Genomic DNA, 13,856 nt, shown 5'->3' with positions numbered 1-13,856 from the left:
AATTCCGCCATGACCGCGATGGCAAGGCGAAAGGAAGCGACCCGATCGCTGTCACATCTACTTGCATAATAAAGCCGGGGTCTTGCCGGAAACGCCCCGGTACTGGTGCGAAGACCACCAGACATACATCGGCGCAATCCCGACATTCCATGACAGACTGTTTCGCGCCGACTCCAAACGTGTACTATTGTCATGGAACCGCCAGACGACTGCCGCATTTGGTGCCACATTCCATCCGTAACGGCCGGGTCTGTCAAACGGAGCCCCTTGCCGCAGATGAAGAAACCCAACCGGACCGCGCTTGTCGCGGCGGCGATAGCGGCTGGCCTGATGGTCGGCGCATCCACCTCCCCTGCCGCCGCACAATGCGGCCGCGCCTCCTGGTACGCGCTGACCTCGAAGACCGCTTCCGGCGAGCGGATGAACCCGTCGGCGCTGACCGCCGCGCACCGCACCTTGCCGTTTGGCACCAGGCTAAAGGTCACCAACCGCAAAAACGGCCGCAGCGTCGTCGTGCGCATCAACGACCGCGGCCCGTTTATCAAGGGTCGCGTGATCGACCTGTCGAAGGGCGCCGCGGGGCGGCTCGGCTTCATCAGCTCAGGCCATGCTGCTGTGTGCACCGACCGCGTGTGAATGGCCGCGCCGCTTTGCGGCCAGGCGGATGAGGGGCAGCGCAAACCTGAAGCGATTGCCCTTGCTCTCCGGCACCTTTCGCAGCTGCACAATAAGCCGGCTGCCGCCGTTCAAAACCGATTTTCAACGCCTTAGACAAAAGTATAAGCATAAATCAATTCAATTGACGTATTGCATCGCAGCAGTTTGTTGTTAACCTTTGCGCGAGAGATTCAAGGCTCGGCACTGCTGTCGTCCCTTCGGTCGCAGCAGCGGAGTTCTCAATGTTCTACCAGCTCTACGAGTTGAACCACGCCGCGGTGCAGCCGGCCCGCGTCTATGCCGATGCGGTGCGGATGTTCTACACCAATCCGCTCAATCCGTTTGCGCACACGTCCTGGGGCCGCTCGGTCGCGGCGACGGCCGAATTGTTCGAGCGCACGACGCGCCGCTACAGCAAGCCCCAGTTCGGCCTGACCAAGACCGTCGTCGACTGGAAAAGCGTCGCTGTCACCGAAAAGACGGTGTGGTCGCGGCCGTTCTGCAATCTGCTCCGTTTCGAGCGGGCGGTTCCCGCCGGCCGCCGGCCTGATCCGAAGCTGCTGATCGTGGCGCCGATGTCCGGCCACTACGCGACGCTGCTGCGCGGCACGGTCGAGGCGATGCTGCCGCATGCCGACGTTCACATCACCGATTGGGTCGACGCCCGCATGGTGCCGATCAGCGAGGGCAGCTTCGACCTCGACGACTATATCGACTACATCGTCGACATGCTGCATGCGCTGGGCCCCGACACCCATGTCATGGCGGTGTGCCAGCCGTCGGTCCCGGTGCTGGCGGCGGTGGCGCTGATGGAAACGCGGGGCGACCCGTTCGTTCCCTCGACGATGACGCTGATGGGCGGGCCGATCGACACCCGCCGCAATCCGACTGCGGTCAACCTTCTGGCCGAGGAAAAGGGCACCGACTGGTTCCGCGACAACGTCACCATGCAGGCGCCATGGCCGGTGCCGGGCTTCGGCCGCGAGGTCTATCCCGGCTTCCTGCAGCTTTCGGGCTTCATGAGCATGAATCTCGACCGCCACATCATCGCCCACAAGGACTTCTTCATGCACCTGGTGAAGCATGACGGCGACAGTGCCGAGAAGCACCGCGACTTCTACGACGAATATATGGCGGTGATGGATCTGACAGCGGAGTTCTACCTGCAGACGGTCGACACCGTGTTCGTACGCCATGCTCTGCCCAAGGGCGAAATGATGCATCGCGGCGTCGCCATCGATCCCGCCGATATCCGCAATGTTGCGCTGTTCACGGTCGAGGGCGAGAACGACGACATTTCCGGCCTCGGCCAGACCCAGGCCGCGCACGACCTCTGCATCAACATCCCCGCGGACAGGCACGCCCACTACATGCAGCCGGCGGTCGGCCATTACGGCGTCTTCAACGGCTCGCGCTTCCGCTCCGAAATCGTGCCGCGCATCGTCGACTTCATCACCAGCTATGGCCGCCAGACCCGCGTTGCGGTGAGGCCGAAGCTGGTTCGCACCGCCAAAAAGTAAAGATGTCCCGGATGGCAGCCGCCGTTCAAGTCGACCTGTTGCACAATAGCCGCGCTTTCGGCGTCGCGGGTAACCATATCGCAAAACTGGCCGTTGGTATAATTGACAGGGACTGTAGATCGCCCTTAACGTTTCATTAACAACAAGGGACGAGGGGGACAATGATTTCCTCACCAATGGCGAGAGGGCTGCGCGTGTGCGCCCTGTTAGGGCTGGCACTTGCGACAGGCTGGTCTACGGCGGCTTCGGCGGCCGGGCCAATGGCAACCGGCGGCCCGACATCGCAGCCGATCGGCCATTACGATTTCTGCAAGACCAGTCCGGCCGAATGCTCGATCCACCCGGGCAATCTCGCCCCCGCCTCCATGACAGGCGCGCTCTGGCGCAAGATTCTCAGCGTCAACGCCAGGGTCAACAACGCCGTCAAGCCGATAAGCGACATCGATATTTACGGCAAGGACGAGGTCTGGGCCTACCCCGTCAGGGGCGTTGGCGACTGTGAGGACTATGTCCTGGAAAAGCGCCGCGAATTGAACCGCTTGGGCGTGTCCTATGCCAATCTTCTGATGACCGTCGTGCGCAAGCCGGACGGCGAGGGCCATGCCGTGCTGACCGTGCGCACAAGCAAGGGCGACTACGTCCTCGACAATCTCGACGGAAAGGTCCGCTCATGGGACCGGACCGGCTACCGCTTCCTCAAGCGGCAGGCGATCGACAATACCGGTCGCTGGGTGTCGATCCGTGATGGCCAGCCGGTTCTGGTCGGCGCGGTCCAGTAAGGTTTTTGCAAGCGACCACTGGATCGCTGCGTTTCGCGTTACCTGTTCCAGGCGTTTGCGCTGCCCCTCACCTGCCTGCCGGCATCCTCTCCCCGTATAGGGACGGGGAGAGGGGTGCTGTCATTGACGATTTCGCCAATCGCCGGCGTTGCAGGCCACGTTCGCGATCAGCCTCTTTCTCCCCGTTTACGGGGAGAAATGCCCGGCAGGGCAATGAGGGGCGGCGCCAACATCGACAATTGATCGCCTCCACACGAGTCGGGCAAACCCTACGTCCGCCCCAGCGCGGCGCGGATCGATGCGGTGATGCGGCGAAGCTCCGCCTCGTCTAGTTTTTCGATGTTTTCGGCCAGGACATTGGCAAGCTCGGTGGCGGCGGGGCTGAGGCCCGACGTGTCGAGTTTTACCCGCGGGTGCGAGGTCTCGGCCAGCCGCGCCAGTTCTTCGGCATCGTCCCAGATGACATTGAAATAGCCGATGATCTTCTGGATCAGCGTCCAGGTCGGCGCGCCGCGGCGGCCGTGCTCCAGCGCCGACAGATAGGCGGCGCTGACGCCGATCGCCCTGGCCATGGCCTTTTGGCTGACGCCGCGTTCGCTCCGCAGGGCGCGAAGCTTTTCGCCGAACGGGGTCACAAGTCCATCCTCGTCGGGTGCACCCTCATGCGCGCATCCGCATCAGCGCGTGCGCCGCAGGCGGATATAGAGCGCGCCCGAGCCGCCATGCTTGCGGGCGGCGTGGTCGTGGCTGGAGACCAGCGGTCTGAATGCGGGTGTCGACAGCCAGGCCGGCACGGCGCGCCGCAAGATGCCGTCGCCGCCGGACGAGGAGCCCTTGCCGGTGATCACCAGCACATAGCGGATGCCGCCGGCATGCGCCCGGTGCAGGAAGGAGAACAAAAGCGAATAGGCTTCGTCCTGGCTCAGGCCGTGCAGATCGACGCGGCCTTCGATCGGCAGCCGGCCCTTCGACAGTTTTTCCAGCGTCGGCTCGTCGAGCGCATGCGAAACATGCTGCGTCCTGGCTTTCGTGGCCGCAGCAGGAGCCATCGCCTGGTCGCGCAGCATTGGCTTGGTGTCATCAGCGATGTCCGGGCCAATATCCGGGATGTCGACGGCGGACTTGCCCTTCAGCGGCTTGGCAGTGCGCGCTACCAGGTTCCACAGCACCCGGTCGTCCTCGCTCAGCCTGTCGATGCGCCGGGTCATCGGCCCGCTCCCGGCACAAGCCGACGCGGGATCAGCGCGTAGAAATCGGCGGGGTTGCGGACAACGCCGGCGATCTCGCCGGCCGCATCTCCCGTACCAGTGAACAAATCGCCACGCGCCTGGCCGGTGATCGCCGAGCCGGTGTCCTGCGCGATCATCAGCCGCCGGAACGGCTTGTTGTCGAAAGCGGCCAGCGACGGCCCATCGATGTAGAACGGCGTGCCGAATGTATGCAGCAGACGGTCGACAGCGACGGAGCGGCCCGGCGTCAGCGGCACCTTTGCGGCAGCGATCGGCCCGAGTTCCGGGTCGTCGGCCGCCGCCGCCTCGCTGGCGGAAATCTCGCGGAAAAAAATATAGGAGCGGTTGCGCCACAGGATCTCGTCGATGCGTTGCGGATGCGCCTTGAACCAGGCGCGGACCGACCGCATGGTCACCGCTTCCAGCGGGATTTCGCCTAGCTCACTCAGGATCTTGCCCGGTCCGGTAAAGCGCTGGCCGGATTTGGCGGCATAGGTGACGCGGCAAAGCCGGCCGTCGGTCATGGTGAGCCGCGCAGAACCCTGTACGTGGATGAAGAAGGCATCGACCTTGTCGGCGAGCCAGGCGATTTCCAAACCCTTGCCAGCCAAACCCTTGACGAGCGCGCCGCGCTCGATCTCGCCGCGGTCGAAATACTCGACCGGTCCGTCCGGCGTGGCGCGGCCGAAGGCGAGATAGGGATCCATACCGACCGGCCGGTTGGCGCCGTCGATGTCGACGAGATCGGCCGGACGTGACAGCAGCGGCACCGTAAATCGTTCGGTTCGCACCGGCGAAGCGTCGACCACCGGTTCATAGAAGCCGGTGACGAGGCCGGCGCCGCCGCTTTCCGCCGCTATGTGCGCCGGGATGAAATGCCGCTCGAAGAAGGCGCGGGCTTCGCGCCGGTCGGTTGGCGACACGGTGCGGGCTGCAGCATAGGCCTCGGCGAAGGCATTGAAGTCGACACCGAGCCCGCCGGAGCGATAGGGTTTCGCCAGGACATGAAAAGCCGAACGCCGGAAAGCGGCGAACGCAGCCAGATGGTCGTCCTTGTCCCAGCCGGGCAGATCGACAAAGGATTTTTCGCGGAACGCCTGAGAAAGCGACACGACAGACCCCGCCGTGGTCCGGGCTCAGTCTTCTTCTTCGGTGGCGACGAGCTTCCAGTTCGGGTCGCGCGAGCGCGTATCGCGGGCGAAGGTCCAGACGTCCTTGACCTCGGCGACGGTTTCGGGATCGCCGTCGATGACGGCGCCGGCCTTGTCGCGCGTTGCCGAAATCAGTTCGCTGACGATGCGCAGCGTGATATGCGCCTCGCTGCCCTTCATCTCGGCGGAAACGATGTCGGCCTTGTCGATGCCGACGAAGGAGGACTGGATCTTTTCCGACTTCGCCTCGCGGTCGCCGATCGCCGCGACAAAGCCGTCATAGACCTCGCGCGACAACAGGTTCTTCAGCGTCTTGCGATCGCCATCGGCATAGGCCATGACGATCATCTCATAGGCCATCTTGGCGCCGTCGACGAAGGTCTTGGGGTCGAATGCCGGATCATTGTCCTTGATCGCGCGCAGGCCCTTGTTGAGATCGGTGTCAGGCTTGGCGAAGGCGTCGATCGCCGCATAGGCGTCGATTGCCGGCTCTCCCGGCGCTCGCTTGCGCGGCAGCGAGACCACATTCTCGGGTTTTTGGGCGTCGTCGCGGGTGCGGCCCGCCGTATAGGGATCGAACGGCGGGCGCTCGCTGCCGGTGCGGCGGCCGAGCACATTGCGCAGCTGGAAAAAGATCACAACCGCCGCAACCAGAAAGAAAATCGTGCCGAAGTCGAAGAATCCCATATCTTCCGCCAATCAATCCCTACTCCGGCCGGACCGCCCGGCCAGGCAATGGCTGCGGTCGCATAGCGTTCAACATCCAAAGCATATAGAACGCAAGCTGCAATCATTCAAATTAAAGGCAGCCATACCTATCTAAAAGGTTCAGTGCCAGCGGCGATTGCCCGCCTGCCGGCAAAACATCGAAACGATCGGTCAAGATTTGCGCATTTCGCTGCTTCCCCTGTTCATCCTCGCGCTTCCGCTGCTGGAGATCGCCGGTTTCGTCATTGTCGGCCGCCAGGTCGGCGCCCTGGCGACGGTCGGCCTGGTGCTGGCTTCGAGCATCGCCGGCGCGCTGTTGTTGCGATACCAGGGGTTCGGCGTCATGTCCCGGGTCCGTGCCGAAATGGACGCCGGACGTGATCCAAGCCGTCAGCTCGCGCATGGCGCCATGATCGTGCTGGCGGCGATCCTGCTCATCATTCCCGGCTTCATCACTGACATTTTAGGCATTCTGCTGCTGCTGCCGCCGGTCCGCGACCTCGCCTGGCGCCGGCTGAAAGGCCGCATCGTGATGGCCACCAGTTTCGGCACCGGCGGATTCCGGGCCCGGCAACGCGACAAGACCATCGACCTCGACGACAGCGACTATTCGCGCGGCGACGAGCACGGCCCCGATCCCAATTCCCCCTGGCGCCGCCTCAAGGACGAGTAGATCGCCTCAAGGACGAGTAGCCCGGCGCGGCTCTTTCCTTGTCCCCTTGTGGGAGAAGGTGGCCTCGCGAAGCGAGGTCGGATGAGGGGTGTTCCAGCTTGGCACCGACGGCGATCCTTCCAACACCCCTCAACCGTCTTGGCGCTGCGCGCCAATCCACCTTCTCCCACAAGGGGAGAAGGGAAAGCAAAGCCGCGCAAACCTTGTCTTGTCATGCCGGCCATGGTAGCGAACGCCCGATTTCAATCCGGTCAGCAACGCTGCCGAGGCAAAAGGACAAAGGCTTATGGCCAGCAAAGACGACGCGCCGACCGGCGCGGCCAGTGGCAACGGCGACGCGACGCAGCCTTCGCTCAACGTGCTTGCCCAATATGTGAAGGACCTTTCCTTCGAAAGCCCCGGCGCGCCGAACTCGCTGCGCGGCCGCGACAAGGCTCCCGGCATCGCCATCAACGTCAATGTCAACGCCAACCCGCTTTCGGATAAGCAGTTCGACGTCAATCTTACGCTGAACGCCAAGGCGTCCTTCGACAAGGAAGTGCTGTTCAACGTCGAGCTGGTCTATGGCGGTGTGTTCGCCATCAGCGGCTTTCCGCAGGAGCACATGCTGCCGTTGCTGTTCATCGAATGCCCCCGGCTGCTGTTCCCGTTCGCCAGGCAGATCATCGCCGAGGCGACGCGCAATGGCGGCTTCCCGCCGCTGATGCTCGATCCGATCGATTTCGCGCAGATGTTCCAGCAGAAGCTGGCCGAGGACCAGGCCGCCAGCAAGGTCAAGGCGAGCTGAGGCGAGTGCTCGGTGACGTTTGAAAAACCCGGCCTCGCGCCGGGTTTTTCTTTGGGATGCGGCGGGACAGCGAAGGATCGCTACGGGTCGGCTGATCCTGAACGCCCCTGCCGCTCCGCCAAAATCGCTATGCCGCAGAACTCGCTTCCGGGGCGACGCGCAGCCAGAGCGCCTTTTCGCCTAATGTGCCGACCATGCTCGCGTGCGCGGCGCGCTCTGCTTCGGTCAGGCGAGACGGCAGCGCTATCGGCCGTGCAGCGATGCTGATGTCGATGTCGTCGACGTTTCTCCTGCCGCTGGCCGGCGCCGTGGCACTGTCGAGGATGAGTGCCGCCTGCTTGCCGCCGATGAGCTCGATATAGACCTCGGCCAGCAATTCCGAATCGAGCAAGGCGCCGTGCTTGGTGCGGCGGGCATTGTCGATGCCGTAGCGCCGGCACAGCGCGTCCAGCGAATTGGGCCCCATCGGATGCTTGCGGCGCGCCAGCGCCAGCGTGTCGACGACAAGTCCGGGGTCAACGACCGGATGGCCAAGCCGGCCGAATTCGACATTGAGGAAAGCGATATCGAAAGTCGCATTGTGGGCGACCAGCTTGGCGCCGTCGATGAAGGCAAGGAACTCCTCGGCGATGTCGCTGAAGGTCGGCTTGCCCATCAGGTCGGCGGCGCTGATGCCATGAACGGCCTGTGCCTCGGCATGGATCGGTCGCCCCTGCGGATTGAGGTAATGGTGGAAGGTGCGGCCGGTCGGGAAACGGTTGACCAGCTCGATGCAGCCAAGCTCGATGACGCGGTCGTCGCGGAAATCAAGGCCGGTGGTTTCCGTATCGAAGATGATCTCGCGCATCGAATCAGTCCGTTGGGTCCGGCGTTAGTCCAGCCGAATCATGATGGGAACAAATTGGCAACATATTACGCCGGGCGCAAGCGCCGTTAAGCAGGCTTGCCGGCTTTATCCCCGACCAGTTTCGCGACTATCGCATTGACCGCCTCGCGCGCCGCATCAAAACCTTGACCGGTGTCGATGATGAAATCGGCGCGCTCACGCTTTTCGGCGTCGGGAACCTGCCTGGCCAGGATCGACGCCAGTTTCTCCTCGCTCATGCCCGGCCGCGCCAGCACGCGGGCGCGCTGGATGTCGGGCGACGCGGTGACGACCACGATCTTGTCGACACGGTCGCGGCCGCCGGTTTCGAACAGTAGCGGGATGTCGAGAACGACAAGCGGCGCGCCGGCGGCCCGGTGTCTGGCCAGGAAAGCGTCGGCGTCGGCGCGGACCAGTGGGTGGATGATCGCTTCCAGCCGTTTCAGTGCAGCTGCATCACCGAGCACCCGCTCGGCCAGCCTCGTGCGATCGACGGAGCCGGATTTCGCCGTTCCGGGAAACGCCGCCTCGACCAGCGGAGCCGCCTTGCCGGCGTAGAGGCGATGCACCGCCTCGTCCGAATCGTGGACAGGCACGCCGGCCTCGGCAAACATCCTGGCCGTCGTCGACTTGCCCATGCCGATCGATCCGGTGAGGCCGAGCACGATCATGTTTTTTTACTCCCTGGCGCCGAGATCGGCGACGATCATCTGCCGCAATTCGGCAGTGACCTCAGGCCTGATGCCGAACCAGCGCTCGAAGCCGGGCACCGCCTGGTGCAGCAGCATGCCGAGCCCGTCGACGGCTTTCAGGCCGCGCGCCTTGGCGGCGGCCAGCAACGGCGTTTCCAGCGGCACATAGACAATGTCGGTGACGATGGCATGGTCCGGCAGTCTGGCCGGATCGGCGGACAGGCCTTCATTGCCATGCATGCCAAGCGCTGACGTGTTGACCAGCAGGCCGGCATCGGCAAGCAGCTCGCGGGTCGCCGCCGTGCCGTGGGCCGAGACCCCGGCGCCGAAGCGGTGGCGCAGCTCCTCGGCTCGGGCGAGCGTCCGGTTGACGATGCGGATGTCACTGATGCCGCGCTGCTTGAGCGCATGGATGACCGCGCGGGCGGCGCCGCCGGCGCCAAGCACCACCGCTGGGCCGTTTGCGGCCCCGCCCGTCGCATGCTCGTCGAGATTGGCGGAAAAGCCATGGGCGTCGGTGTTGCCGCCGCACAAAATTCCGCCCTCGAGCCAAAGCGTGTTGACGGCGCCGATCTGTTCGGCCGCGTCGTCGCGGCGCGCCGCCAGCGCGAAGGCGGCCTCCTTGTGCGGGATGGTGACGTTGCCGCCACGATAGCCATTCGCCTCGAGTGTTTCGACGAATTCGGCAAAAGCCTCCGGCGCAACGTCGATCGCCCGGTAGCTACCGTCGATGCCGTATTTCGCCAGCCAGTAGCCGTGGATCTTCGGCGACCGCGAATGCGCGACCGGATGACCGGTGACGAAGGCCTTTTTCGCGGCCTCAGCCATCGATGGCTCCGAACTCGCGCAGCTTGGCCAGGACAGGCAGCAGCGGCAGGCCGACAATGGTGAAATAGTCGCCCTCTACTCTTTCGAACAGCTGGATGCCCTCGCCTTCGATCTGGTACGCGCCGACGCTGGACAGCGCCTTGGCGCCTACCCGCGCCAGATGGCGGCCGATGAAGGCCGGATCGAGCTTTCGCATGGTCAGGCTGGCGACGCCGACATGCCGCCACAGAACTGCGCCGTCGCGGGCCAGCACTACGGCGCTGTTGAGTTGATGGGTCCTGCCCGACAGCGCCAGGAGATGGCGGCGGGCGGCTTCCATGTCGGCCGGCTTATGAAACACTTCGTCGCCGAGCGACAGCGTCTGGTCGCAGCCGAGCACCAGGGCGCCCGGCTTTCGCTCGCTGACCTCGGCGGCCTTGGCCTCGGCCAGCACCAGTGCGACGTCCTCGGGCGAGATACCGCTGCCCTGCAAGGGCGCTTCGAGCGCGCGCTCGTCGACTGCCGCCGGAACCGCCTCGACCGCCACGCCGGCATGGACAAGCAACGCCTTGCGGAACGGGCTGCCGGAGGCAAGGATGATTTTTTCGGCCATTTTTGTCGCCTGCTTCTTCCTTCTCCCCTTGTGGGAGAAGGTGGATTGGCGCGCAGCGCCAAGACGGTTGAGGGGTGTTGGAAGGATCGCCGTCGGTGCCAGGCTGGAACACCCCTCATCCGACCTCGCTTCGCGAGGCCACCTTCTCCCACAAAGGGGAGAAGGAAAGGGCCGCCCACAGCACAAGCGCCCGAACCTAGCGCGTCTTTCCCCGCAGGGCAACGATCGCCGCCGCCGTCTCCTCGATCGAGCGGCGGCTGACGTCGATCATCGGCCAGCCGTGCCGGGTGCAGATCTGGCGGGCGTAGGCGAGTTCCTCGCTGATCGCCGCGCGGTCGACATAGTCGGTCGGCTCGTAGGCACTGGTGTTGCCGAGGATGCGGTTCTGGCGCACCTGCGAGATGCGCTCGGCGGTGGCGATCAGCCCGACGATCAGCGGCTTCGTGGCGTTGACCAGGCTTTCCGGCACCGGCACGCCGATCACGATCGGGATGTTGGCGGTCTTGATGCCGCGATTGGCGAGATAGATGCTGGTCGGCGTCTTCGAGGTGCGCGAAATGCCGACGAGCACGATGTCGGCGTCGTCCATATTGGCAGGCAGCTGGCCGTCATCATGCTCCATGGTGAAGTTGAGCGCGTCGATGCGGCGGAAATATTCGGCGTCCAGCACATGCTGGGCGCCGACACGGCGGCCGGCCGGCGTGCCGAGATAGGACTGGAAGACGGTCAGCACCGGTTCCAGCACGGAGACGCAAGGCAGGCCCATGGCGGCGCAGCGTTCGTCGATGCCGCGGGCGAGCTTCTGGTCGACGACCGTATAAAGGATGATGCCCGGCTCCTCCTCGATGTCCTCGAACACTTTCGTCACCTGCTTTTCGGTGCGGATGAGCGGGTAGATATGCTCGATGGCGCGCGCATCCTTGTATTGCGCCGAAGCCGCGCGCCCGGCCGCCAGCAGCGTTTCACCGGTGGCATCGGAAATCAGGTGAAGGTGAAAGAAGCTCTGGGGTTTGTTCACAGGGGTACGTTCCAAGCTGTGGGCCGATGTGGATAAGGTCGGTCGGAAAGATCGGCCGGTTCGGGGCGACTGTATCAGATGCCAGTTTGTCCACAATTCGATGCGCTGCCGGCTTCGTCGGGCGGCTGGGGACAAGTCCGGGGACGGGCTTTTTCGACTCGGTCTCATCCACAGGGTCATTTTCTCCAGGCGGGCGGTAACGCATTGTTCCGAGTCGGCAATTTCCGACTGTCCCCAAAGTCCTCCTATCCGGCAGAAGAAGCACGCGACAATATGCTGGCTGGCCTTTTCCGGGGCAAGGCGGGACAGCAGACAACCACCGATACCAACAGACTCTTAGAATCATAAGATTCCTAGAAATAGAATATTTAATTATAGAGAAGCCTGGAGAGGCGGAGGATTTGACTCTTTGGCAGGCCCTGGAAGAGATCATGAGCGGTCGTTGCGGATAGGCCTTCAGCTGCCAATCTCTGACGTTAGGGATTGGCCGACTCCGCCCCTCCCTTCGTCATCCCAGGGCGGAGCGAACGCGAAGCGGAGCGCAGACCCTGGGATCCATGCCGTGACACCTGCCGAAAAACGCGGCGGCGCAAAACTAAAGCTGCACTGTCCGCCGGCATCGAGGTTCTGCACTGCCACGGCGCTCCGATGTCACGGCATGGATCCCAGGGTCTGCGCCGCGTCGCTTCGCTCCTTGCTCCGCCCTGGGATGACGAAGGTGACAACATCGGAAAAGCGAGCGCTGAATGCCTGAAAACCGCATCATGCTGGACGTGTTGAGAGGCAAGACGGTATCTCCGGCGCCGCTCTGGATGATGCGGCAGGCCGGCCGCTATCTGCCGGAATATCGCGAGACACGCAGGCGGGCCGGATCGTTCCTCGATCTTTGCTATAATCCGGATCTTGCCGTGGAAGTGACGCTGCAGCCGATCGAGCGTTTCGGCTTCGATGCATCGATCCTGTTTTCCGATATCCTTGTCGTGCCGCATGCGCTGGGCCGCGACGTGCGCTTCGAGGAGGGCCGCGGACCGCTGCTGACGCCGATCTCGGCCGCGGAGATTGCGGCTCTCGACGGCGAAACGTTTCACGTGAATCTCGAACCGGTTTACGAGACGGTCAGACGATTGCGGACAAGACTGCCTGATCAAACGACGCTGATCGGCTTCTGCGGCGCGCCATGGACGGTAGCGACCTATATGATCGCCGGCCACGGCACCTCGGACCAGGCGCCAGCGCGGCTGTTTGCCTATCGCGAGCCGGCGGCTTTCCTGCAATTGCTGAAAGTGCTTGCCGATCACTCGGCTGCCTATCTGATCCGGCAGATCGAAGCCGGCGCCGATGTGGTGCAGATCTTTGACTCGTGGTCCGGCGTGCTCGACGAAGTTTCTTTCGAGGCGTTTTGCGTCAGGCCGGTGACGGAGATCGTCAGGCAGGTCCGGGCCGTCCATCCCGACATTCCGATCATCGGCTTTCCCAAGGGCGCCGGCGCCCATTACCGCAGCTATCGCCAAAAAACCGGTGTGACCGGGCTGGGGCTCGACTGGACCGTGCCGTTGACGACGGCGAAGGAACTGCAGCGCGACGGCGCCGTACAGGGCAATCTCGATCCGTTGCGGCTGGTGGCCGGCGGCAAGGCGCTTTCTGACGGTGTCGACGCAATCCTGGAAGCACTGGGCGATCGACCGCTGATCTTCAATCTCGGCCACGGCATCACGCCGGAAACGCCGATCGCGCATGTTGAGGCGATGGTGAAACTGGTGCGGGCGCATCGATGACCGACATGAACAACGCCAACAGTGGTGCGGGCAGCAGCGGTGGTGCAGCGATGCGTCGAGCATCGATCGCCATCGTCATCTTCCTCGTCCTGGCGGCGCTTCTGTTCCTGTTCGGGCCGGATGATTTCTATCCTTGGGCAAAGGCGATCCATGTCATCGCCGTCATCTCGTGGATGGCGGGCATGCTCTATCTGCCGCGGCTGCTGGTTTATCATGCCGATGCGGAAAAAGGCTCCGTCCAGTCGGAGACCTTCAAGGTGATGGAGCGCCGGCTGCTGCGCGGCATCATCAATCCAGCCATGATCATCACCTGGGCGTTCGGCCTCTGGCTGGCCTGGAAAGGTTTTGGTTTTCAGGGCGGCTGGCTGCATGCCAAGATCGCCGCGGTGCTCGGCCTCTCGGCGGTTCATGGCTACCTCGCCGGCGCGGTACGCAAATTCGCCGAGGACCGCAACGAAAAGCCCGCGAAGCACTGGCGGATCGTCAATGAGATCCCCACATTGCTGATGATCGTCATCGTCGTGCTGGTCATCGTGAAGCCGTTTTGAGCTTCGTCCTCAGCGAATATCCTGTAACGCCGAC

At 63.6% G+C, this 13,856-nt stretch carries 16 protein-coding genes; 7 read left to right on the top strand and 9 right to left on the bottom strand.

Features of this window, described 5'->3' with window-relative positions; all coding sequences use genetic code 11:
* The first annotated feature begins 276 nt into the window (after positions 1–276).
* The 3 genes from AC0L3D_RS01520 to AC0L3D_RS01510 all read left to right on the top strand — a co-directional run bounded on the left by AC0L3D_RS01520 (position 277) and on the right by AC0L3D_RS01510 (position 2,956).
* Positions 277–636: a septal ring lytic transglycosylase RlpA family protein gene (locus AC0L3D_RS01520; protein ID WP_023802673.1), complete on the top strand. Its 360-nt coding sequence runs from the start codon at positions 277–279 to the stop codon at positions 634–636.
* A 263-nt stretch (positions 637–899) separates the two neighbouring features.
* Positions 900–2,177 carry a polyhydroxyalkanoate depolymerase gene (locus AC0L3D_RS01515; RefSeq protein WP_473626667.1) on the top strand — a complete coding sequence of 426 codons (1,278 nt, stop codon included), beginning with the start codon at positions 900–902 and terminating at the stop codon, positions 2,175–2,177.
* A 161-nt stretch (positions 2,178–2,338) separates the two neighbouring features.
* Positions 2,339–2,956: a transglutaminase-like cysteine peptidase gene (locus AC0L3D_RS01510; protein WP_128171022.1), complete on the top strand. Its 618-nt coding sequence runs from the start codon at positions 2,339–2,341 to the stop codon at positions 2,954–2,956.
* Between the two features lie 269 nt (positions 2,957–3,225).
* Here the strand turns inward: AC0L3D_RS01510 and AC0L3D_RS01505 are convergent, their stop codons facing one another.
* Genes AC0L3D_RS01505 through AC0L3D_RS01490 form a run of 4 tightly spaced genes read right to left on the bottom strand, consistent with a single transcriptional unit; the run spans position 3,226 to position 6,023 of the window.
* Positions 3,226–3,591, bottom strand: a complete 366-nt coding sequence (locus tag AC0L3D_RS01505) for a helix-turn-helix domain-containing protein (RefSeq protein ID WP_023802676.1) — start codon at positions 3,589–3,591, stop codon at positions 3,226–3,228.
* A 42-nt stretch (positions 3,592–3,633) separates the two neighbouring features.
* Positions 3,634–4,164 (bottom strand): Smr/MutS family protein, encoded by a 531-nt coding sequence (locus AC0L3D_RS01500; protein ID WP_473626665.1) that lies wholly within the window; start codon positions 4,162–4,164, stop codon positions 3,634–3,636.
* Positions 4,161–5,297: a murein transglycosylase A gene (gene mltA, locus AC0L3D_RS01495; RefSeq protein ID WP_473642778.1), complete on the bottom strand. Its 1,137-nt coding sequence runs from the start codon at positions 5,295–5,297 to the stop codon at positions 4,161–4,163. The genes AC0L3D_RS01500 and mltA overlap by 4 nt, the downstream gene beginning before the upstream one ends.
* A 24-nt stretch (positions 5,298–5,321) precedes the next feature.
* Positions 5,322–6,023, bottom strand: coding sequence for a Tim44/TimA family putative adaptor protein (locus AC0L3D_RS01490; protein ID WP_023802679.1), 702 nt, complete (start codon positions 6,021–6,023; stop codon positions 5,322–5,324).
* Between the two features lie 199 nt (positions 6,024–6,222).
* Between AC0L3D_RS01490 and AC0L3D_RS01485 the strand changes: the two genes are divergently transcribed.
* Both AC0L3D_RS01485 and secB read left to right on the top strand, forming a co-directional pair.
* Positions 6,223–6,717, top strand: a complete 495-nt coding sequence (locus AC0L3D_RS01485; protein ID WP_473626662.1) for an FxsA family protein — start codon at positions 6,223–6,225, stop codon at positions 6,715–6,717.
* Positions 6,718–7,003: 286 nt separating this feature from the next.
* Positions 7,004–7,504 carry a protein-export chaperone SecB gene (secB, locus tag AC0L3D_RS01480; protein ID WP_023802681.1) on the top strand — a complete coding sequence of 167 codons (501 nt, stop codon included), beginning with the start codon at positions 7,004–7,006 and terminating at the stop codon, positions 7,502–7,504.
* Between the two features lie 127 nt (positions 7,505–7,631).
* On the opposite strand, the gene dnaQ is transcribed toward secB, so the two are convergent.
* The 5 genes from dnaQ to AC0L3D_RS01455 form a co-directional block, all read right to left on the bottom strand.
* A complete protein-coding gene (gene dnaQ / locus AC0L3D_RS01475) occupies positions 7,632–8,351 on the bottom strand; it encodes a DNA polymerase III subunit epsilon (protein WP_128176585.1) in 720 nt (239 codons plus the stop codon).
* Positions 8,352–8,437: 86 nt separating this feature from the next.
* Positions 8,438–9,040 carry a dephospho-CoA kinase gene (coaE, locus tag AC0L3D_RS01470; RefSeq protein ID WP_473642776.1) on the bottom strand — a complete coding sequence of 201 codons (603 nt, stop codon included), beginning with the start codon at positions 9,038–9,040 and terminating at the stop codon, positions 8,438–8,440.
* Between the two features lie 6 nt (positions 9,041–9,046).
* Positions 9,047–9,889, bottom strand: a complete 843-nt coding sequence (locus AC0L3D_RS01465) for a shikimate dehydrogenase (protein WP_473642774.1) — start codon at positions 9,887–9,889, stop codon at positions 9,047–9,049.
* Positions 9,882–10,481 carry a Maf-like protein gene (locus AC0L3D_RS01460; RefSeq protein WP_091592060.1) on the bottom strand — a complete coding sequence of 200 codons (600 nt, stop codon included), beginning with the start codon at positions 10,479–10,481 and terminating at the stop codon, positions 9,882–9,884. Before AC0L3D_RS01460 ends, AC0L3D_RS01465 begins: the two co-directional genes overlap by 8 nt.
* 196 nt (positions 10,482–10,677) lie before the next feature.
* Complete coding sequence (locus AC0L3D_RS01455) at positions 10,678–11,499, bottom strand: pyruvate, water dikinase regulatory protein (RefSeq protein WP_023802686.1); 822 nt, start codon at positions 11,497–11,499, stop codon at positions 10,678–10,680.
* Positions 11,500–12,245: 746 nt separating this feature from the next.
* Here AC0L3D_RS01455 and hemE point away from each other — a divergent pair.
* Positions 12,246–13,274 carry a uroporphyrinogen decarboxylase gene (hemE, locus tag AC0L3D_RS01450; RefSeq protein ID WP_473626659.1) on the top strand — a complete coding sequence of 343 codons (1,029 nt, stop codon included), beginning with the start codon at positions 12,246–12,248 and terminating at the stop codon, positions 13,272–13,274.
* The gene (gene hemJ / locus AC0L3D_RS01445) at positions 13,271–13,822 is read left to right on the top strand and encodes a protoporphyrinogen oxidase HemJ (RefSeq protein ID WP_473626657.1); all 552 of its coding nucleotides are present in this window, start codon (positions 13,271–13,273) and stop codon (positions 13,820–13,822) included. The genes hemE and hemJ overlap by 4 nt, the downstream gene beginning before the upstream one ends.
* Positions 13,823–13,856 lie beyond the last annotated feature (34 nt).

Source organism: Mesorhizobium sp. WSM4837 (assembly GCF_055811435.1).
This window is presented reverse-complemented; position numbering and strand designations above follow the sequence as displayed.

Bases quoted from the DNA above. Each gene is read 5' to 3' on its own strand.
- AC0L3D_RS01520 (WP_023802673.1), top strand. From the start codon at position 277: ATGAAGAAACCCAACCGGACCGCGCTTGTCGCGGCGGCGATAGCGGCT.
- AC0L3D_RS01515 (WP_473626667.1), top strand. From the start codon at position 900: ATGTTCTACCAGCTCTACGAGTTGAACCACGCCGCGGTGCAGCCGGCC.
- AC0L3D_RS01510 (WP_128171022.1), top strand. From the start codon at position 2,339: ATGATTTCCTCACCAATGGCGAGAGGGCTGCGCGTGTGCGCCCTGTTA.
- AC0L3D_RS01500 (WP_473626665.1), bottom strand. From the start codon at position 4,164: ATGACCCGGCGCATCGACAGGCTGAGCGAGGACGACCGGGTGCTGTGG.
- AC0L3D_RS01490 (WP_023802679.1), bottom strand. From the start codon at position 6,023: ATGGGATTCTTCGACTTCGGCACGATTTTCTTTCTGGTTGCGGCGGTT.
- secB (WP_023802681.1), top strand. From the start codon at position 7,004: ATGGCCAGCAAAGACGACGCGCCGACCGGCGCGGCCAGTGGCAACGGC.
- dnaQ (WP_128176585.1), bottom strand. From the start codon at position 8,351: ATGCGCGAGATCATCTTCGATACGGAAACCACCGGCCTTGATTTCCGC.
- coaE (WP_473642776.1), bottom strand. From the start codon at position 9,040: ATGATCGTGCTCGGCCTCACCGGATCGATCGGCATGGGCAAGTCGACG.
- AC0L3D_RS01465 (WP_473642774.1), bottom strand. From the start codon at position 9,889: ATGGCTGAGGCCGCGAAAAAGGCCTTCGTCACCGGTCATCCGGTCGCG.
- AC0L3D_RS01460 (WP_091592060.1), bottom strand. From the start codon at position 10,481: ATGGCCGAAAAAATCATCCTTGCCTCCGGCAGCCCGTTCCGCAAGGCG.
- hemE (WP_473626659.1), top strand. From the start codon at position 12,246: ATGCCTGAAAACCGCATCATGCTGGACGTGTTGAGAGGCAAGACGGTA.
- hemJ (WP_473626657.1), top strand. From the start codon at position 13,271: ATGACCGACATGAACAACGCCAACAGTGGTGCGGGCAGCAGCGGTGGT.